The organism is Amaricoccus macauensis, from assembly GCF_014201905.1.
GTDB classification, from domain to species: Bacteria; Pseudomonadota; Alphaproteobacteria; order Rhodobacterales; family Rhodobacteraceae; genus Amaricoccus; species Amaricoccus macauensis.
The window spans coordinates 1-19509 of sequence record NZ_JACHFM010000007.1; the positions used below are offsets into that span (position 1 = coordinate 1).

The window sequence follows — 19509 nt, forward strand, 5'->3', positions numbered from 1 at the left end:
GAGCCAGCCGTCGACGGTGTCGTTGCCGCCCTGGCCGCCGAGGATGTTCGTCCCCGAGGTGCCGAAGATCGTCTCGCCGCCCTGGCTGCCGCGGGCGTTCTCGAAGCCCGTCACCTGCTCGGTGTTGCCACCCGTCACGGTGGTGACGCCGGTGTTGAGGTTGATCGAGACGATGCCGTTCGCGAAGGTGATGAGCGAATAGTCGATCCAGTCGTTGCCCGCGCCGCCGTCGTTCACGTCGAAGGTGACCAGGTCGTCGTCATAGACGAGATCGTTGCCGTCGCCGCCATAGACCGTGTCGATGCCGGTGCCGCCGAACAGCGTGTCGTTGTCGGCCTCGCCGAAGAGGTAATCGTTCTCGGTGCCGCCCACGAGATAGTCGGCGCCGCTGTAGCCGTAGAGGGTGTCATTGCCGCTCTCGCCGAAGAACCAGTCGTTGCCGCCGCCCGGGAAGTCGTCGATGACGTCGTTGCCGGCGCCGCCGTAGACCACGTCGTTGCCGAGCCCGGGCCGGAGGATGTTGCCGAGCGCGTTGCCGTAGATCACGTCCGCCCCCGCGCCGGTGCTGGCGTTCTCGATCCAGGTGCCGCGGGCGATCGACATGTTGCCGCTGAGCCCGCCGACGTTCGAGTTGGTCTCCGGGTTGAGGTTGATCAGCTGGTTCGCCGAGAAGCCGGAGAAGTCGATGGTGTCGATGCCGGCGGAGTCCATGATGGTGAAGGCGTTCTCGTCGGCGATCACCCCGAGGACCGAGAAGATCGTCGAGGAGATGTTGGTGTTGAAGCCCCAGATGGTGTTGCCGGTGAAGGCGTTGAGGCCGTACTTGCCCCCGAGGGCGATCCAGTCGGCCACCATGGGCGAGATCAGGAAGGCGTAGCTCGCCGGGACGTAGGTGTTTTCCGACTGGTCGAAGTACGACATGATCGTCGCCTGCCAGCTGTCGTTCAGGTAGTGGTTGGTGCCCGGACCCGCCTGGGTCGAGTCCGTGACGTAGGTGGCGCTGCCGTTGTAGTTGCCGGCATGGCCGAGGCCGAGGGCGTGGCCGATCTCGTGCAGGAACGTCTGGAAGACGTAGTCTCCCATGGCGTTCGAGCCGCCGTACCAGTCGGCGGAGATGTTGATCGAGGCGCTGGTGATCGTCGTGCCGCTGTAGGAGAAGTTGGCGTAGGCCGAGCCCGCGACGTTGTCGTCGAGGGTGAAGTCGGCCGTGCCCGCCACCTGCACGAAGTCGATGCCGAGCACCGCCTCGTAGAGCGCGAAGGCCTGCTGGGCGATCACCGCGCGCGGCGCGGAGAGGCCGTTGGTGTTGTAGGTGAGCTGGCCGAACTGCGGCGCGGTGCCCGAGGAGCCGAGGTTCCACTTGTAGTCGGCACCGAAGTAGCCGCTGCGGATGTAGCTCGCGATCTGGTCGTTCGAGTAGACCGGCAGCGGCGCCTGGACGGTGATCGTCGTCCCGTCCCCGTCCGCGGGGGCGGTGGAGAGGTCGAGGGCCGCGCCGCCGACCCCGATCGGATCGGGCTCGGAGAGCGGGGCTGCGGGGGTCGTGTCGAAGGAATCATTATTGTCGAATAGCGTAGACATATCGAAGCCTCCGTACTGAATCATGACATGGTCAGAACTCGACAGGCTGTACGTCTTGCCCGTTATTGCGGGCGTCTTCTTGAATAGGCTTCATGCACTGGAAGCAACTTGGGGGTATCCGCCGGGTGGAAATATCACCCGGGCGGGCCTTGGGGGTGGCGAGGGGCGCGCGTGCCGGCGCCCCCGGCCCTTGTCGGGCGGGCTTCAGAGGATGAAGTCCGCCGCTCCGTAGGCGGTGGCGCGAATGCCGCCGTCGTAGATGTCGATCCGGAAATCCGCGCCCGGGTCGTTGTCGATGTTGGCGAGGATGCTGGTGATGCCGCCGCGATCGACGCACCAGACGTGGCCCTTGCCCGTGCCGCCGAAGACGAAGGCCTGGTCACCGGCGGCGCTGATGTCCGCGTCGATCGCCGAGAGGTCGATCCGGTCGCCGGCCGCGGCCCCCGCGCCGTCGAACGCCGCGCCGCCGAGACTCGGGCGCAGCACGTCGAAGTGCCCCGCCTCGTTCGGCGACTCCGCGACGTTGCGGAAGACGAAGGTATCGCGGCCGCTGCCGCCCATCAGCACGTCGCGCCCGGCGCTGCCGAAGAGCGTGTCGTTGCCGTTGCCGCCGAGGAGCGTGTCGTCGCCGGTGCCGCCGGCGAGGGAATCCGCCCCGGTGCCGCCATCGAGCCGGTCGTTGCCGGCCGCGCCCATGAGCGTGTCGGCGCCGCGCATCCCGTGGAGGGCGTTGCCGCTGGCGTTGCCGGTGATGAGGTCGTTGCCGTCGCCGCCGACCGCGTGCTCGATGCCGGTGAGGCGGGTGACGACGCCGTCGATCCGGCCCGCGACGCCGTTGAGATGGATCGTCACGTCCGAGGTCACCGCCGCGGCGTTCGCCGTGTCGGTGCCGCCGTTGGTGTCGGTGATCTTCATGGCCCTGCCCCGGACCTCGGAATACTCGTCGGTGAAGATGTAGCGGTCGGCCGGGTTGGCGGCGCCGAAGGTCTTCAGCACGATGTCGGAGACGCTGATCCGGTCGCCGGTGGAGGAGTCCGCCACCTTGACCGTCCAGGTGCCGGCGCCGCGCTCGCCGCGGAACGCCTGGCTCTCGAAGGTCCAGCTGCCGTTGTAGGAGGCCGAATCGAGCAGGTCGCCGTCGTAGAGCCGGCTGGTCGTGCCGTCGGGCGAGGTGACGAAGAGATCGAGATCCCCGACGAAGGCGGCGCTGATCTTCATCTGCACGGTGACGCGCTCGACGAGATCGTCCGCGTTGACGCTGCTCTTGAACACCAGGCCCTCGGGCTTGCCGTCGGGCACCTTCCGGGCACCGTCGAGCACCTTCATCGTGCCCGACACCTCGTTGGCGCTGGTCGCCGCCGCGCGGCCACCGACGCTCCAGGTCTCGGCGAGACGCACCGCGGCGTGGGCATCGACGAGGCCGAAGCCGTAATCGTTGGAATAGTGCAGGCCGCCGCCGTTCCAGGTGCCGGCGCCGTTCAGGAGCCAGGCGGAATGCTCGGCCTCGGCCGAGGTGCCGGGCGCCGCGCCGACCTCCGAGCCCACGTGGCGGGCCGAGGAGGCGAGGATCGTCTGCACGTCGCGCCAGCCGAGCCGGGGCGCTGCCTGGTACATGAGCGCCACCACGCCCGCGACCATCGGCGCCGCCGCCGAGGTTCCGTCGAAGTGGCGGGTGAAGTCGGTCACGTCGTAACCGGGCTCGCCCACCCGGTCGGTGGTCACCACCTCGCCCGGGCTGCCGAAGGCCGAGACGAGGATTGCCGAGCCATAGCTCGAATAGAGGTCGATCGCGCCGGTGCGGTCGACCGCGCCGACCACCACCTGGCGGGTGTCGTTGGTCCAGTCGTCGGCGTTGACGTCATAGACGTCTTCGCGGGCGTTGCCGGCCGCCTTGACGATGGTGGTGCCGAAGCCGTCGCGGCCGTCCGCGACCGCGTGGCCGATCGCCGTCTCGATGGCGCCGAAGCGCGCCGCCGCGTAGCCGGTGGCGAACTGGCTGTTGGGATCGTTGGAAATCGCCTGGCTGATGTTGATCACGTCGCCGCCGTTCGACGCGGCGCTGTCGATGGCGCTGGCGATCTCCTTCAGCCAGGTATCACTGATCGTCGGCGACGTGCGGTAACCGGTGATCTCGGCGTTGAAGGCGACACCGACCGTGCCGCTGCCGTTCTGCGCCGCGCCGATCAGTCCGGCGACCGCGGTGCCATGCGCCTCGGACGCCGACCCGAAGGAATCGTTCTTGCCGGTGACGAAGTCCCGGTCATGCTCGGTGTCGTAGTTCGGCGCCAGATCGGAATGCTTGTAGTCGATGCCGGTATCGACGACGAAGACCCGGGTGCCCTTGCCGGTGTAGCCCGTGCCCTCGGCCGGCTTCCAGGCCGTCGCGATGTCGAGGTCGTACTGGCCGGCCGCGGTGTTCTTCAGATGCCATTGCGCCGCGTAGAGCGGATCGCCGGGCGCTGCCGCATCGATGGCCCGGCTGGCATTCGGTCCGGCAGTGGGACCGGTGGCCGGAGAAGCGGATCCCGCCCCCTCTGCCGCCTGTTCCGTCGTCGTTCGGGACAAGGTCCCGCCATGGTCCCGGCGCATGGTTTTATCCCCCACCGGGCGCGCCGTTACTCGGGGCGCCCTCTACCAGTTCATCCACTACCAGCACGACGCCACGACATGTCGTCGTGACTGCAAGCGTGCCCCTCACCGTCACCCGGTCGCCGGGAGCAATCCGCGGCGGCAGGTAGGACACCGGGTGCAGGACCCCGGCGTCGTCCCGGAGCTGCGGGCAATCGACCGCGCCGCCCCGGCTCGCACGGACCCCGGTCAGGACCACGGTCCCGGTTCCGGCATCCCCGGAGTTGCCTCCGGACCTCTCGGCGCCTCTCCCCTCCGGCGGGCTCAGCGGCTGTGCCGCAGCCGGAAGATCCGGCGAGTCACCCCGCGAAAACCCTGACGAAATCCCCGGGCTGGCAAAGGCCGTGCCCACACCGAAAGCAATCACGCCGAGTATGATGCCAGGAGGGATGCGCGGCGCCGACCCTCCTCCTGCCGGATCCCGCATGGGCGGGACAATGTCGGGATCTGCCACCGTCGTCCAGCCCATCCCCGATCACGGCGTCTTTACGCCGGATCCCGCCGGTGAAGGCTCGCCGCAGGCGCTTCCCGCCCGAAGTCACTACCCGAAAGAGCCGCCGTAATTTGCGGCCGATCACGACAATATCATGAAATTCCGCGAATCAGCATCCGGAATCGCTTCGCCGGTCCGGCTCCCCGGAGGGAGTCGGAACCGGACAAAACGCCGCAGACGCGCGGTCCTGCCTCAGACGTAGTCGAGGTGGAACGAGACGAGGGAGAAGTCCGGCTCGCCGTTCGGATGGGCCCCGGAGGTCACCCAGTCGATAGCTTCGAGCTTGGCGTAGTGCGCGTCATTGCCAAGATCGAGGCTGTAGTTGCCGTTCTTCGTGTAGGTCCGGGTGTCGAGGACGTCGCCGTCGCTGTCATAGACCGTGAGCTTCGCCGCCTCGCTGGCGCCGTTGCGCACGGCGAGCCCGGCGAGCTTGAAGGTCATCACGTCGGCCTCGGCACCGAAGTCGAAGCCGAGCGCCTCGCTCTTCGCGCCCTGGTGGTCGACGGTGTTGGCGTCGCTGACCGCCGCCACGCCGATCTTGCCGCCCTCGCGGCCGATCGCCGCCGCCTTGCCGTCGAGATCGAGGGCATAGAGGCTGGCGACGCCCTGCTTCAGGGGAGTGCCGCTGGTGGTGAAGGGCGCGCTGCCCGTGCCCGGCTGGGTCGGGGTCTCGGGCTGCGACGGAGTTTCCGGCTGCGACGGGGTCTCGGGCTGCGTCACCGGCGGGGTCGTCGGGGAGCTGGTACCGCCGGGCTTCTTGCCGCTGAGCAGATCCGCGATCTTCTGGGCGTTGAACTCGTTGTAGAGATCGCGGAGCCGGCCCCCGCCGTCGGTCTTGATGCGGTGTGCCCAGAGATCGCCCGAGGGCAGGCTCTCGTTGCCGCGCATCTGGGTGCCCCAGGCCGCCTGCAGGTCGCCGAGGTCGGCGGCGAAGGCGTGGCTGCCCGCGTCCGAGGCGTCGAGGGTCGACCGGAAGGTGGCGTTCGACAGGGCGCCGAACGACTTCGAGCCGATCGCCACGTCGAGGGCCTTGTCGAAGTTCGCCCCGAACGCCGAGCCGTCGATCCCGGCCTTGTTGACGATGGCGTGCTTCAGATCCGGCCCCTTGGTGCCGTTCGTGTACTTCGCCATGTTCTGGTTCGAGATCGCGATGGTGAAGTCACGGGTGATCTCGCGGGCCTCGGCCTCGTAGTTGTTCTCCCAGTTCGACCGGCCATGCTGGATGACGGCGAAATGCGAGGTGAGCGCGTCGTGGCTGTAGCCCAGGTTCTCCAGGTAGGCGATCGCCTCGGCCGGCACGTTGGCGCCGCCGCCGGCGGAGTAGACCACCGCCGCGTTGCCCTTGTTGATCGCCGAGATGATGTCGCTCGCCAGCGACTGGGCGGCCCAGGTGATCTGCGACTTCGAGGTGGCGTCGAAATTCCAGGCGCGCTTGCCGCCGTTGTCGGAGGCGAGCAGGTCGAACTGCTTCCAGCCGCCGAGGTCGTTCAGCGCCGCCTTGCCGTATTCCTTGTAGAAGGCATAGTTGCCCGCCGCCTGCTTGTTGCCCGAGACGCTGCTGTAGCGGGCATCGGTGCCATAGGACGCGGGCGCCTTGCCGCCGGGGTTCAGCGTATAATACTGCCCACCGTCCTTGGTGTCGCCAAAGACATAGCCGCCGAGCGAGACCCGGCCATTGGAAGACGCGATGGCCTTGATCTGGGCGCCGCCTATGAGCGTCGCGAGGTTGTCGTCGGGATCCCTGTAACCGTCGGCACTGAACCAGACCTTTACTTGGGTTGAACCATCCATAATGTGCTCCGTTACAGGCGCAAATGGCCCAATCTCGGTTCAAGATCATCACGACCTTGAAGCCGACACCGAGGGCCAGACGAGGGGTTGTTTCACGTAACTTGTGGTCGGGATCCCTGGCTGGATCTACCCGAAATTCTGCGGTGACATCACATCGGCATGAATCTGCCGATACTGAGTGCAATCACGGCGTTATATCAATATATTAGTAATCTTATTCATAAATATTCCATTAATCTATGTTGATTTACTGTGAACTTGTCGGAAGGGCCAGAGTGGCCTTCTGTATTTCCCGTAGAACGTCCTGTAGGACAATTCCACGGGAATGGAAGATTTTTTTCCAGCCATTCCGGGGCCAGCCATTCCGGGCATTGTATTATGCAGGCGCCCGTGGGATGGGAAAGGCCCCGGGCCGGCCGGGCAGGCTGCAGACATGCGCCTCTCGTTACTTGCCGGCGGATCCGGGCGGAGGGTTCCTGCGCGACCGGTCACTTCCGGGGGATGTTCCCCCCGGCTTCCTCGCCGGTTCTGGTGTGAGACTCCCTCCCGATTGTCCCTCGGGGTGGCCGATGGCTTTCCCGGATAACGAGTAAGAGAGGAGATTGACGAGGATGAAGGTCGTCATTCTGGCCGGCGGGTTCGGAACCCGGATCAGCGAAGAATCCGTCACGATCCCGAAGCCGCTCGTCGAGATCGGCAACATGCCGATTCTCTGGCACATCATGAAGATCTATGCCCACCACGGCCTCACGGACTTCGTGATCTGCTGTGGCTACAAGGGCAATCTCATCAAGGACTATTTCCTCAACTTCTCGCACCGCAACGCCGATTTCACCATCGATCTCGGCAGCCGCGACATCGAGGTCCACCGCCGCGGCGGCGAGGACTGGAAGGTGACGCTGGTCGACACCGGCCTCGACACCATGACCGGCGGCCGGCTCCGCCGGGTGCGCGACTACGTGGGCGACGAGACCTTCTGCCTCACCTACGGCGACGGGGTGAGCGACATCGACGTGAAGGACACGATCGCCTTCCACCGCGCCCAGGGCACCCTCGCGACGGTGACCGCGGTGCAGCAGCCCGGCCGCTTCGGCGCGCTCGACCTCTCGCCCGACCGCACGAGGGTGAACGGCTTCCGCGAGAAGAGCATGTCCGACGGGCATCTCATCAACGGCGGGTTCCTGGTGCTCGAGCCGCAGGTCTTCGACTTCATCGAGGGCGACGACACCGTCTTCGAGCAGGAGCCGCTGCACGCGCTCACCGCCCGCGGCCAGCTTGCGGTCTATCACCACAAGGGCTACTGGCAGAACATGGACACGCTCAGGGACAAGCACGTGCTGCAGGGTCTCTGGGAAAGCGGCAAGGCGCCGTGGCGGATCTGGGATCGCCCGTCGCCGAAGATCGCTGCAATTGGTTGAGTAACAGGTAGAAGGCTCCCTGACATGCGCGTGCTTCTGACCGGAGCCGACGGCTATATCGGTGCGATCATGGGCCCGAAGCTCATCGAGGCCGGCCACGACGTCGTGGGCCTCGATACCGGCTTCTATCGCCGCGGCTGGCTCTTCGATGACCACCGGACCCATCCGAAGGTGGTCTCGAAAGACCTCCGTTCGGTGACGGCGGACGATCTCGCGGGCTTTGACGCGGTCGTCCACCTCTCGGAGCTCTCGAACGATCCGATCGGCGAGAACGACCCCGGGCTCACCATGGAGATCAACCACGAGGGCTCGGTCGGCCTTGCCCGAAAGGCGAAGGAGGCCGGCGTCAAGCGGTTCGTCTACGCCTCGTCGTGCTCCACCTACGGCGCCGGCAGCGACGAGATGCGTACCGAGACCTCGGAGCTCGCGCCGCAGACCGCCTATGCCCGCTGCAAGATCCTCGTGGAGGAGGCCGTGCGGCCGATGGCCTCGCCCGGCTTCACCCCGGTCTTCATGCGCAACGCCACCGCCTATGGCGCGAGCCCGCGGCAGCGCTTCGACATCGTCCTCAACAACCTCTGCGGCTTCGCCCACACGCTGGGTGAAATCCGCATGACGAGCGACGGCTCGCCCTGGCGGCCGATCGTGCACATCGAGGACATCTGCGAGGCGATGCTCTGCGCGCTCAGCGCCGACCGCGAGGCGATCTCGGGCGAGAGCTTCAACGTCGGCGCGGATTCCGAGAACTACCGGGTGCGCGAGATCGCCGAGATCGTGGCGAAGACCTTCCCCGGCTGCCAGCTCACCATCGGCGACTCGGGCGGCGACACCCGCAGCTACCGGGTCTCCTTCGCGAAGATCCGCGAGCGGATGCCGCACTTCCGGACCTCCTGGACCGCCGAGCGCGGCGCGAGGCAGCTGAAGGCGGTCTTCGAGCGCATCGGGCTCGACCGCGAGATGTTCGAGGCCGCGCCCTTCACGCGGCTGAAGGAGATCAAGCACCTGCGCAACACCGGCCAGGTGGACGAGCGGCTGCACTGGAACGCCACCGAGGCGGTCTGAACGAGTCCGGCGCGCGTGTCCGTTGCACGCGCGCGCCGCGCCCCCCTTCTCCCGTGCCGAGTATCCGGGGTCTGAACCGAATATCCCGTGCCTGCACGCCCCGGCGGATCCGGCCGGTCATGTCCTGACGAGTGCCAAGCGAGGTTCCATGCCAGTTTCCGCCCGCCGCCCTTCCCCGCGGTTCGCTTCGGGGTCCGCTCCGGCAGGGGAGATGCGCCATGCGCTTTGACGCCGGCAATCCCGCCGACCGCGCCGCCTTCGGGCGCCCGTTCGACGTCTGCGTCATCGGCACCGGCCCGGCCGGCACCACGCTGGCGCGCCAGCTTGCCGCCCGCGGCCTCGACGTGGCGCTGATGGAGGCCGGCGGGCTCGAGTGGTCCGAGGAATCCCAGGACGTCACCAGGGGGACAAGCGTCGGCATCCTCTATCCCGATCTCGACGTGGCGCGCCTGCGCTTTCTCGGCGGCAATTCGAACCACTGGAACGGCCTCTGCCGCGCCTTCGACGCCACGGACTTCGAGGCGCGCCCGGCGAACCCGGACGCCGCCTGGCCGATCGGGCGGGCCGATCTCGATCCCTACACCGACGCGGTGCATGACATCCTCGACCTCACGCCGATCGACGACGGCGACCCGAACCCGGGGACCGAGCCCGCGACCGGCTTCCGCCGCATCCACTACTTCCGCAGCGCCCCGACCCGCTTCGGCGAGAAGTACCTCGACGAGCTGACCGCGAGCGAGCGCATCTCGCTCTGCCTGAACGCGAACCTCGTCGACATCCGCCTCGACGACGCCCTCGGCACGGTGACGGGCGCGCTCTTCAAGGGCTACGCCAGGGACGATTCCGGCTTCACCGTGCAGGCGCGGGCCTATGCGCTCTGCTGCGGCGGCATCGAGAACCCGCGGCTGCTGCTGAACTTCCGGAGCCAGATCCCCGCCGGCATCGGCAACCAGAACGATCTGGTCGGGCGCTACTACAACGACCATCCCGGCACGCCGCCGCCGCTCGGCGAGGTGATCTTCACCGGCCAGCCGCTCGCCGACGCGCAGTTCTTCGAGCCGACCGAGGCGCTGATGGCCGAGCTCGGCAGCATGCCGATGAACGTCCGCATCAACTACGCCGCCGACCGCAAGCCCCTGCCCTTCGGCAAGGAGCTCGCCCGCACGCTGCAATGCGCCGTGCCCTACGCCGACCGGCTGACCGACGCGGTGCTCGGCGACGCGCTGACCTGCGGGCTCGGCGGTGGCGTCGAGGACTGGTGGCACAGCCGCGACGGCGTCCGCTGGCCCTGGGGCCGGGTGGCGTTCAACGCCCAGGCCGCGCTCAACCGCGACAGCCGGGTGATGCTCTCCGACGAGGTGGACGCCTTCGGCATGAACCGGGTGAAGCTCGACTGGCGCGTCCAGCCGGTCGACAACGCCTCGATCCGCGAGACGATCCAGGCCTTCGCCGGCTGGCTGGCCGAGGAGGACATCGGCCGGATGAAGATCTACGACTGGGTGCTCACCGACACCCCGATCGAGGTCGCCTCCTCCGGGACCGAAAGCATGAGCTCCTGGCACCACATGTGCGGCACCCGCATGGCGACCGACCCGAAGATGGGCGTGGTCGACGCGGACTGCCGGGTGCACGGGGTCTCGAACCTCTACATCGGCGGCTCGAGCGTGTTCTCGTCCTCGGGCTTCGTGAACCCGACCTACACCATCGTGCAGCTGGCGCTGCGCCTCGGCGACCATCTGGGCGAAACGCTGCCCGCCGCCGCGACACCCGCCGCCACCACCACCACGCCGGCCATCACGCCGGCAGGCGCTCCCGATGCGCCCGCCGCCCCCGCCCCCGAAGGAAGCAAGCCATGATCCTCGTCGACAGCGCCCTCGCGAAGCTGAAGGAGAGCGGCAAGGGGCCGATCCGCGTCGGGATGATCGGCGCGGGCTTCATGGCCTCGGGCGTGCTCCTGCAGATCAACACCGTGCATCAGGGCGCCATGCGCGTCGTCGCCGTGGCGAACCGGACGCCGGCGAAGGCGGTCAGGGCCTATGCCGAGGCCGGGCAGGACGACGCCGTCCTCTGCGACTCCGCCGCCGCGCTCGCCCGCGCCATCGAGGCGGGCCACGCCGCGGTGACCGAGGATCCGATGCTCATAGCCACCAGCCCGCACGTCGACGTGCTGCTCGAGGTGACCGGTGCCGTCGAAGAGGCGGTGGGTCCGGTGCTCGCCGCGATCGAGCACGGCAAACACGTGGCGCTGATGAACCCCGAGCTCGACGGCACGCTCGGGCCGCTCCTGAAGGCGAAGGCCGACAAGGCCGGCGTCATCTTCACCGACGTCGACGGCGACCAGCCGGGCGTCGAGGGCAACCTCTGGCGCTTCGTGAAGGGTCTGGGCGTGCGCCCGGTGCTCTGCGGCAACATCAAGGGGTTGCAGGATCCCTACCGCACGCCGACCACCCAGAAGGCCTTCGCCGAGCGCTGGGGCCAGAAGCCCGCCATGGTGACCTCCTTCGCCGACGGCACCAAGGTTTCCTTCGAGCAGGCGGTGGTCGCCAACATGACCGGCATGACCGTCGCGAAGCGCGGCTGCCACGGCTACACCGTCGAGGCCGGCACCCCGCTCATGGAGGCCGCGAAGCTCTGGGATCCGGCGGAGCTGCTGCAGGGCCCGGGCATCGTCGACTACGTGGTGGGGGCGGCGCCGGGGCCGGGCGTCTTCGTGCTCGGCACCATCGAGCACCCGCGCCAGCAGCATTACCTCAACCTCTACAAGCTCGGCGAAGGCCCGATCTACTGCTTCTACACCCCCTATCACCTCTGCCACTTCGAGGTGCCGACGACGATCGCCCGCGCGGCGCTGTTCCATGACGCGACGATCGCCCCGGCGGGCGGCCCGTGCGTCGAGGTGGTGGCGATCGCCAAGCGCGACCTGAAGGCGGGCGAGGTGGTGGACGAGCTCGGCGGCTATCTGGTCTACGGCGAGTGCGAGGACGCGGGCGAGACCGCGAAATCGGGCCACCTGCCGATCGGCGTCGCCGTCGGCGCGACGCTGCTTCGCGACGTGAAGAAGGACGCGGTCCTGACCTATGCCGACGTGAAGCTCCCCGAGGGCCGGCTCGTCGACAAGCTCCGCGCCGAGCAGGCGGCAATGTTCGGGCTCGCCGCGGCGGCGGAATAGGGCGACTCTCAGGGGGGGCCGCGCGCCGGCTCCCTTGCTCCATGACATGACAGGGGCCGCCGGGCTTTCCGGCGGCCCCTTGTCTTGTGCGAGTTTCCATCCATATACCATCCACACAGATGGTGTGAGGAGTGAGCATGGCCGACAATGTGGTGAAGCTGCGGGGTGGTGACAGCGAGAAGATCACCATCAACCTCGGCCATGTGGATCTCGGCCGCATCGACCTGCTGGTGCAGGAAGGGTTCTACTCCAACCGCACCGACTTCATCCGCTCGGCGATCCGCAGCCAGCTCGGCCTGCACGCGCCCGAGATCGCCCGCTCGATCGAGCGCCACACGCTGGAGCTCGGCCTGCGCGACTACAGCGCCGCCGATCTCGAGGCGGTGCGGCGCGCCGGCGAGACCCTGCACGTCAAGGTGGTGGGCCTTGCCCGCATCGCGGCGGACGTGACCCCCGAACTCGCCCGCGCCACCATCGGCTCGCTCACCGTGCTCGGCGCGCTGCAGGCGAGCCCGGAGGTGAAGCGCGCGCTCGCCGACCGCATCAGCTGAAGCCCCGCAAGACGTCCCTCCCCCAAGCCAGCCCTGAAAGGACGACATCATGACCCCCGATTTCTCCCGGGCCCTCGCCCGGGCCATGGAGCGCGTGCGCGCGCAGGATCCGCTGGAGGCCACCGCGATCATCCAGGCCGCCCTTGGTCAGGCTGCGTCCGGTCAGGCGTCCGGTCAGGCGGGCCAGCAGCCCCCCACGTCGGAGCCAGCCGCACCGGAACAGGTCCGGCATTCCCGCCGCGCCCCTGACGTGCAGGAGGCCGAGGTCGTCGAGGCCGCTCCGCAGAAGGAGACCCCCGGGGGCACGGCCGGGGACACGGCCGGGGACACGGCCGCAGGCACGCCGCGCGCCGGGGAACGGCGCTCGCTGCGCGAGGTGGTGGACCTGCTGCGCGGCGGCCGCGCCGCCCTCGATCTTCCCGCCTTCGACCTGCCCGGCCTTGATCTTGGAGGGGTCGACCTGCCGGGCCTCGACCTTCCCGGTGCCCGCCCGCCCGCGCCGCCGCTGCCCGAGGGGGCGCGGTTCGAGTGGCGCACCCATGCCTGCGCCGCAGGGACCCGGCGCTACCGGCTCTTCCTGCCGTCCTGCGCGGCGTCCGAGCTGCAGGGGCTGGTGCTGATGCTGCATGGCTGCACCCAGGACCCGGACGATTTCGCCGCCGGCACCGGCATGAACCGGCTGGCCGAGGACGCCCGCCTCGTCGTCGCCTACCCCGAGCAGCCGCGGGGCGCCAACACCTCGGGCTGCTGGAACTGGTTCGAGCCCGGCCACCAGTGCCGCGACGCGGGCGAGCCGGCGATCCTCGCAGATCTCGCCCGCGGCCTCGCCGCCGAATTCGCCCTGCCCCCGGGCCGGATCTTCGCCGCCGGGCTTTCCGCCGGCGGGGCGATGGCGGCGGTGCTGGCGGAGACCCACGGCGACGTCTTCGCCGCCGTGGGCATCCACTCGGGCCTGCCGCACGGCGCGGCACACGACGTCGCCTCGGCCTTCGCCGCCATGCGCGGCCTTGGGGGCGCCGCTGCCCCGGGCGGGCGCCGCCCGGGGCAGCGGGCCATCGTCTTCCACGGCACCGCCGACCATACGGTCAGCCCGGGCAACGCCCACGCCCTCGCCGCGCGCTACGGTATCGCGGGAGATATGCCGGGGAGCGCGCCCGAGACCGGCACCACCGCCGGCCGGAGCTGGCGCCGCAACCGCGACGCAGATCAGTTCGAGCTCTGGCTCGTCGAGGGCGCCGGCCACGCCTGGTCGGGCGGGCACCCTTCAGGCTCCTTCACCGATCCGAAGGGGCCCGATGCCTCGGCCGAGATGCTGCGCTTCTTTCTCGCCGGGGCCTGAAGCCGGGGCCAAAGGAGGGGCAAACCAGCCCCTCCCCGGCCTTCGCCCGCATGTCTGCAGTCCGTGTTGGTCCATGCCGGTGCATCGACCAACACGGACTGCAGACATGCCCCGGCTACCCTTCGAGCAGCCCCACGCCCGCCTCGGCGATGGCGAGCGAGGAGGTGAGGCCCGGGCTCTCGATGCCGTAGAGGTTCAGGAGCCCCGGCAGCCCGTGGGTCTCCGGCCCCTCGATGGTGAAGTCCGTCGCCGCCCCGCCCGCGGGCGCGAGCTTCGGCCGGATCCCGGTATAGTCGGGCGAGAGCGCGCCATCCTGAAGCGTCGGCCAGTAGCGGCGGATCGCGGCATAGAACCCGTCGCCCCGCCGCGGGTCGAGACTGTAGTCGATGCCCTCGATCCACTCGGTGTCGGGGCCGAACTTGCCCTTGCCGCCCATGTCGATCGTCAGGTGCACCCCGAGCCCGTCGCGCTCGGGGATCGGATAGATCAGATGGTCGAAGGGCACCCGGCCCGAGACGCTGAAGTAGTTGCCCTTGCAGTAGAAGACTTCGCGGCGGAACGGCGGAACAAGCCCGTCGATCGCAGCACCCGCCTCGCCGGCGAAGAGCCCGGCGGCGTTGACGAGGATCGAGGTCTCGAGCGTCACCCGCTCCGCCCGCCCGGCGGGGCCACTCTCGGCCTCCACCACGAAGCCGCCGGCGCCGGGCCGCGCGGCGATGAAGCGGGTCTCGAGCGCGATCGCGCCGCCCGCGTCCTCGATCTCGCCCTGAAGGCTCAGCATCAGCGCATGGCTGTCGATGATGCCGGTCGAGCCGGAGAGCAGTCCGGCACTCGCCCGGAGCGCGGGCTCCATGGCGGCGAGGTCCGCCCGGGAGAGCGGGCGCATCGCCTCGACGCCGTTGCCGTCCGCCGCCGCGGCGATGCCGGCGAGCGCGCCCTCCTGTTCGGGCTCGGTCGCGACGATGATCTTGCCGATCCGCCGGTGCGGCACGCCGCGGCTCGCGGCGTAGTCGTAGAGCATCCGCCGGCCGCGCACGCAGAGCGCCGCCTTCACCGAGCCCTTCGGATAGTAGATCCCGGCGTGGATCACCTCGGAATTGCGCGCGCTCGTGTGGCTGCCGATCAGCCGCTCGCGCTCGAGGACGATGACCTCGCGGCCCGACTGCGCCAGCGCCCGCGCGACGGCGAGACCGATGACGCCCGCCCCCACCACGATCGCATCCGTCCGCTCCATGCACCGCCCCCGCCCGTTCCGTCCGCCCGTTCCGTCCAGGAGCCTCTCTGCCCCGCTTCGGGCGCGGGGTCCAGCCCACCGTAAACCGGTGGTATTATCCCGCGCGATATCAATGATATGCTCCGGATCGTCCCTATCGGATTCGCCTCGGCGCATTCCCCCGCGACCTGTCCGGGGGGCTTCTATCCCGGCAGTTCCCGAGATAGTCTCCGCCGTTCCCGACTTGTCTGCTTGCCCGGAGTTTCCATGCGTTTCCTGCCCACCACCCTCAAGGACGCGGTCCTGATCGAGCCCGAGCGCCGGGAGGATCCGCGCGGCTGGTTCGCCCGCACCTTCTGCGAGGACGAGTTCGCCGCGGCGGGGCTCAAGACCCGTTTCGTGCAGCAGAACGCCAGCCAGAACCCGAAGGCGGGCACGCTGCGCGGCATGCACTACCAGAACGCCCCCCATGCCGAGGTGAAGGTGGTCCGCTGCACCCGTGGCGCGCTCTTCGATGCCATCGTCGACCTGCGCCCCGACTCGCCGACCCGGGGCAAGTGGGAGGGTTTCGAGCTCACCGCGGAGAACGGCCGGATGCTCTACGTGCCGGAGGGCTTCGGCCACGGCTACCTGACGCTTCAGGACGACACCGAGGCGGCCTATCTCGTCTCCTATCCCTACACCCCCGGCGCCGAGGGCGGCCTGCGCTACGACGACCCGGCCTTCGGCATCGCGTGGCCGCGCGACATCGCGGTCATCTCCGACAAGGACGCCGCCTGGCCGGCATTCGGCCAGCCGGCCGGCTGAACGTGCCCGAAGGGGGAAAGCAGGACATGCCCGCGGACGCCGCTCCGGGAACCTCCGCCACGGCCTCCGGCACGGCCGAGCCGCGGAAGCCCGCCGCCGCCCCGGTGCTGCCCCAGATCGGGGCGCCACCGGGCCGGAGCATCTTTCGCCGTGCGGCCGGCTTCCTGCGGCGCCGGGCGGTCGGTGCCGGCACGAAAGGGCTCGCGCGCCTGCGCCGGGCCTCGACCGCTGCCCGGCTCCAGGCCGAGGCGCGGTTGCAGGCCGCGGCCCTCGCCCGGCCCGAGCTTTTCCTCCGCCCGCTCGGCACCGCCCGCCGTCTCTGGCCGAACCGGCTCGATCTCGCCCAGGCCGAGGCGCTGCTCACCGCCCGTGCCCGGGGCTGGGCAGCGGCCGCACCGCTTTTCGCCCGCATCGGTGACCCCGAGGCACCGGTGCTCGCCGGCCAGCCTGCGGCCGGCCTGCTGCGCGCCGGCAGCTCGACGACCGCCGGCCCCCTCGCCATTCCGGCGGACGACCGCCCGGGCAGCCTGCCGCCGGCACACGCCCGCGACATCGTCGTCGTCACCGCCATCGTCGGCCGGCAGCGCCCGCTCCTGCCGGTGTTCGGCGCACCCGAGGGCCTGCGGCTCGTCTGCTTCACCGACCAGCCGCTCGCCGCCGCGCCGGGCTGGCAGGGCCTGCCGCTGCCGCCGCTGCCCGCCGATGCGCTGGCGGACGCGGACGTGACAGCGGTCGCCGGCGCCGGATTGTCCGAGGCCGAGATCGAGGCCGAGGCCTGGGCCGCCTGGCTGAAGATCCGCACCCCCGAGGCGCTCGCCGCCGCCGGGATCGAGGCCGAAGCCTCGCTCTGGGTCGATCCCGACTGCTGGCTGGTGGGCAACCTCGACACCCTCTTCACCCGCTGGCTGCTCGGCCAGGAACTGGTGCTCTGGCGCCACCCGTCGAACGACTGGCGCGACATGGCCGAGCGGCACCTGCTCTCGGGCGCCCTGCCCTCCCAGGGCGTGCTCGCCCAGGCCGGGCGGCTCGCCATGGACAAGATCCCCGGTGGCCGTGGCGCCTGCGACACCGGCATGGTCTGGCGCCGGCACACCGCCCCGGGCCTGCCGGCGCTCACCGAGGCCTGGTGGCAGGCCTGGGCGGCGGCGCCCGGCCCCGACGATCTCGCGCTCTACCGCGCCCTGAACGATCCGGCCGCGCCGCTCGATCCCGCGGTGCCGGGCGAGCGGCCGTCGATCCTGCCGGCGCGGCTCGGAGCGGCCTCCGACAACATCTTCACCGTCCGCACCGAGCGCCGGCCAGTCCGCGGGGCCGAGACGCGCCCGGCGCTGCCCGCGCCCACTCCGCCCGAGACTCTGGCCGGGACTCTGGCCGAGACTCCGCCCCAGACTCTGGCCCAGACTCTGGCCGTGACTTCAGCCGCTACCCCGCCCGGCACCCGGATCTCCGGCCGCACGCAGCCGCTCGTCTTCCTCTCCGCCGCGGCGCATGCCAATTCCGCCTCGACGCTGCTGCGCGGCCACCAGCTCTCCGGCCTCATCGCGGCCGCCTTCCCCGACCGCTACACCGTCGCCTTCACCGAGAATGCCCGGGCGGTCGAGGATGCGGTGGTGCTGCTCACCAAGGGCGCCATGGCGACGCTGAAGCCGGACGAGATCATCGACCTCCGCCGGCGCAACCGCGCCCTGGTCGGCGCCTGGGACGACATCCGCCCCGACCCGCGCAAGGCGCGGCTGGTGGACGCCACCATGACGCTGTCGCACCGCCAGACCGTCGAGCTGAACCGGCTCTATCCCGATACCCCGAGCTTTCTCGTCACCCACCACGTGAACACCCAGGTGCAGGCGATGGCGCGGGGGATGATGCCGCCCGTCGACCGGCTCCGCACCGGCTACTTCGGCGATCTCGAGAACACCGTGCGCCCGGCGCCGCTCGCACCCCTGGTGGAACTCGTCGGCATCGACACCCGCAACGTCGAGAGCGGCAGCTCCTGGATCGACACCCTGCCCCGCTTCAACTGCCACTGGATCGTGCGGCGCGCCCGGCCCTGGGATGGCTGGAAGCCGTTCCTGAAGGGCTTCGTCGCCGCCCACTGCCATTCGGTGGTCATCACCACCGCCGACGATGGCGATGCGCCCTACTATCTCGGCGACGATTATCCGTTCTACGCCGCGAGCCTCGGGGCCGGCGATCTCGAGACGGCACTGCACGAGACCGCCTCGGCCTTTGGCGGCCCGGAGTGGCACCTTGCCCTCGAGATCATGGCCGAGGTGGCGGCCCGTTCCACCGATGCGCAGGTGGCCGAGGAATTCCGCCTGATGATCGACGAGGTGACCGGCTGAACACTGGCCGGCGTATGAGGTATCCCCAGCATGACGAGTCCGAGGCCGAACCCTGGTTCCCCTCCCGGAAGCTCCTTCCCCGGAAATTCCCCCGTGAACACAGAAACCACCGCTGAAAGCACTGAAAGCACGGCTGAAAGCACGGCCGGCAACGCCTACGTGCTGATGACCGCGGCCTACAACGAGGCGCGGTTCCTGCCGGCGACGATCGAGTCGGTGGCGGCGCAGAGCGTGCTGCCCGCCCTCTGGATCATCGTGAGCGACAGCTCGACCGACGAGACCGACGACATCGCCCGCGAGGCCGCGGCGCGCCACGGCTTCATCCGCTTCCTGCGCCACGAGGACCGCCGGCCCTCGCCCGCGCCCATGGGCGGCACCGCCTGGAAGAAGGTGACCGCGCTCCGGGCCGGGCTCGCGGCCTTCGGCGCCGAGGCCCCCGACACGCCCTATCTCGGCAACATCGACGGCGACGTCACCTTCGCCCCGGAGTTCTACGCCAGCCTCATGGCGCGCATGGCGAAGGACCCGGGCCTCGGGCTCGCGGGCGGCTTCATCTACCATTCGAGCGAGGGCCGCGAATGGCCCTACATCACCAGCGCCGACGGGGTGGGCGGCCCGATCCAGTTCTTCCGCCGCGCCGCCTGGGACGCGGTCGGCGGCTATATCCCCTGGGGGCAGGAGGATTCCATCGTGCAGATGGCGCTGCGCATGCACGGCTGGAAGATCCGCTCCTTCCCCGACCTCCGGGTCGGCCACCACAAGACCCCGAAGGAAAAGAAGAAGAACCCGCTGCGCGGCCGCTTCCACACCGGCATGATGGAGCGGGCGATGCGCTACCACCCGGTGTTCGAGGCGGCGAAATGCGCCGCCACGATCACCCGCCGGCCGGTGGTGCTCGGCGGCGCGGCGCAGCTCGCGGGCTTCGCCTGGGCGGCATGGAAGGGCGTGCCCTCGCAGCTCCCGGACGATCTCGTCACCTTCTCCCAGACCGAGCAGATGGCAAAGCTCCGCCGGCAGATCGGCCTCGGGAGCCGCCGATCCGGCCGGGCTTGACCATCGGGCTGATATCCGCCCCGATGGATATCAGCCGCTCCCGATCCCTCGATTGCCCCGGA

13 protein-coding genes are annotated in these 19509 nt (G+C 69.6%); 9 read left to right on the top strand and 4 right to left on the bottom strand.

Translation table 11 applies throughout. From position 1 onward, the window contains the following. The 3 genes from HNP73_RS21365 to HNP73_RS21375 all read right to left on the bottom strand — a co-directional run. Positions 1 to 1581 (bottom strand): M10 family metallopeptidase (locus HNP73_RS21365; RefSeq protein ID WP_184154960.1); only part of this gene is annotated, 1581 nt, incomplete at its 3' end. A 204-nt stretch (positions 1582 to 1785) separates the two neighbouring features. Continuing rightward, entirely contained in the window at positions 1786 to 4170 is a 2385-nt protein-coding gene (locus HNP73_RS21370) for a S8 family serine peptidase (protein WP_184154963.1), read from the bottom strand. Between the two features lie 724 nt (positions 4171 to 4894). Further along, the gene (locus HNP73_RS21375; protein WP_184154966.1) at positions 4895 to 6493 is read right to left on the bottom strand and encodes a hypothetical protein; all 1599 of its coding nucleotides are present in this window, start codon (positions 6491 to 6493) and stop codon (positions 4895 to 4897) included. Between the two features lie 611 nt (positions 6494 to 7104). Between HNP73_RS21375 and rfbF the strand changes: the two genes are divergently transcribed. From rfbF to HNP73_RS21405, 6 genes are all read left to right on the top strand, one after another. After that, a complete protein-coding gene (rfbF, locus tag HNP73_RS21380; RefSeq protein ID WP_184154969.1) occupies positions 7105 to 7911 on the top strand; it encodes a glucose-1-phosphate cytidylyltransferase in 807 nt (268 codons plus the stop codon). Positions 7912 to 7935: 24 nt separating this feature from the next. Further along, positions 7936 to 8973 carry an NAD-dependent epimerase/dehydratase family protein gene (locus tag HNP73_RS21385; protein WP_184154972.1) on the top strand — a complete coding sequence of 346 codons (1038 nt, stop codon included), beginning with the start codon at positions 7936 to 7938 and terminating at the stop codon, positions 8971 to 8973. 218 nt (positions 8974 to 9191) lie between these two features. Then, positions 9192 to 10829, top strand: coding sequence for an FAD-dependent oxidoreductase (locus HNP73_RS21390; protein ID WP_184154975.1), 1638 nt, complete (start codon positions 9192 to 9194; stop codon positions 10827 to 10829). Next, entirely contained in the window at positions 10826 to 12142 is a 1317-nt protein-coding gene (locus HNP73_RS21395) for an NAD(P)H-dependent oxidoreductase (RefSeq protein WP_184154978.1), read from the top strand. The genes HNP73_RS21390 and HNP73_RS21395 overlap by 4 nt, the downstream gene beginning before the upstream one ends. 137 nt (positions 12143 to 12279) lie before the next feature. After that, positions 12280 to 12693 carry a CopG family transcriptional regulator gene (locus tag HNP73_RS21400; RefSeq protein ID WP_184154981.1) on the top strand — a complete coding sequence of 138 codons (414 nt, stop codon included), beginning with the start codon at positions 12280 to 12282 and terminating at the stop codon, positions 12691 to 12693. A gap of 49 nt (positions 12694 to 12742) precedes the next feature. After that, on the top strand, positions 12743 to 14032 hold the full coding sequence (locus HNP73_RS21405) for an extracellular catalytic domain type 1 short-chain-length polyhydroxyalkanoate depolymerase (RefSeq protein WP_184154984.1): 1290 nt from the start codon (positions 12743 to 12745) through the stop codon (positions 14030 to 14032). A 115-nt stretch (positions 14033 to 14147) separates the two neighbouring features. Here HNP73_RS21405 and HNP73_RS21410 read toward each other — a convergent pair whose 3' ends face one another. Next, the gene (locus HNP73_RS21410) at positions 14148 to 15266 is read right to left on the bottom strand and encodes an NAD(P)/FAD-dependent oxidoreductase (RefSeq protein WP_184154987.1); all 1119 of its coding nucleotides are present in this window, start codon (positions 15264 to 15266) and stop codon (positions 14148 to 14150) included. 246 nt (positions 15267 to 15512) lie between these two features. Between HNP73_RS21410 and rfbC the strand changes: the two genes are divergently transcribed. From rfbC to HNP73_RS21425, 3 genes are all read left to right on the top strand, one after another. Beyond that, on the top strand, positions 15513 to 16052 hold the full coding sequence (gene rfbC / locus HNP73_RS21415; protein WP_184154990.1) for a dTDP-4-dehydrorhamnose 3,5-epimerase: 540 nt from the start codon (positions 15513 to 15515) through the stop codon (positions 16050 to 16052). Between the two features lie 26 nt (positions 16053 to 16078). Next, entirely contained in the window at positions 16079 to 18394 is a 2316-nt protein-coding gene (locus HNP73_RS21420; protein WP_184154993.1) for a hypothetical protein, read from the top strand. A gap of 93 nt (positions 18395 to 18487) precedes the next feature. Then, entirely contained in the window at positions 18488 to 19447 is a 960-nt protein-coding gene (locus tag HNP73_RS21425; RefSeq protein WP_184154996.1) for a glycosyltransferase, read from the top strand. The last annotated feature ends 62 nt before the right edge of the window (positions 19448 to 19509 follow it).

Bases quoted from the DNA above. Each gene is read 5' to 3' on its own strand.
- HNP73_RS21390 (WP_184154975.1), top strand. From the start codon at position 9,192: ATGCGCTTTGACGCCGGCAATCCCGCCGACCGCGCCGCCTTCGGGCGC.
- HNP73_RS21375 (WP_184154966.1), bottom strand. From the start codon at position 6,493: ATGGATGGTTCAACCCAAGTAAAGGTCTGGTTCAGTGCCGACGGTTAC.
- rfbC (WP_184154990.1), top strand. From the start codon at position 15,513: ATGCGTTTCCTGCCCACCACCCTCAAGGACGCGGTCCTGATCGAGCCC.
- HNP73_RS21395 (WP_184154978.1), top strand. From the start codon at position 10,826: ATGATCCTCGTCGACAGCGCCCTCGCGAAGCTGAAGGAGAGCGGCAAG.
- HNP73_RS21385 (WP_184154972.1), top strand. From the start codon at position 7,936: ATGCGCGTGCTTCTGACCGGAGCCGACGGCTATATCGGTGCGATCATG.
- rfbF (WP_184154969.1), top strand. From the start codon at position 7,105: ATGAAGGTCGTCATTCTGGCCGGCGGGTTCGGAACCCGGATCAGCGAA.
- HNP73_RS21410 (WP_184154987.1), bottom strand. From the start codon at position 15,266: ATGGAGCGGACGGATGCGATCGTGGTGGGGGCGGGCGTCATCGGTCTC.
- HNP73_RS21405 (WP_184154984.1), top strand. From the start codon at position 12,743: ATGACCCCCGATTTCTCCCGGGCCCTCGCCCGGGCCATGGAGCGCGTG.
- HNP73_RS21370 (WP_184154963.1), bottom strand. From the start codon at position 4,170: ATGCGCCGGGACCATGGCGGGACCTTGTCCCGAACGACGACGGAACAG.
- HNP73_RS21420 (WP_184154993.1), top strand. From the start codon at position 16,079: ATGCCCGCGGACGCCGCTCCGGGAACCTCCGCCACGGCCTCCGGCACG.
- HNP73_RS21400 (WP_184154981.1), top strand. From the start codon at position 12,280: ATGGCCGACAATGTGGTGAAGCTGCGGGGTGGTGACAGCGAGAAGATC.